Annotated in this window: 1 protein-coding gene; it reads left to right on the top strand. The window is 67.5% G+C overall.

The window, feature by feature from the left end; translation table 11 throughout:
* On the top strand, window positions 1-249 hold a 249-nt coding region (locus tag HKX41_12620; protein NNC24978.1), incomplete at both ends, for an electron transfer flavoprotein.

Below are 249 nucleotides of genomic sequence, written 5' to 3' on the forward strand. Positions count from 1 at the left end.
CCGAGACCACCTTCGACACGAACGTCTCCTACACGCACTTCTCGTCGGCGTACCGCGAGGTCGTCGAGGTCCCCGACCCCGTCGAGTGGTCGGACGCGCTCGTGTTCAAGCCCGCCGAGGTCGCCGCGGGCTACGTCTGGTACTTCCCGCGGACGGAGACGACCATCAACGCCGGCCTCGGCTTCCAGATGACAGAAGAGCCGATGAAGCTCGTCGACGACCTGAAGCGGGACCTCCGCGAGCGCCCCG

This window comes from Salifodinibacter halophilus, from assembly GCA_012999515.1.
Lineage (GTDB): Bacteria > Pseudomonadota > Gammaproteobacteria > Nevskiales > Salinisphaeraceae > Salifodinibacter > Salifodinibacter halophilus.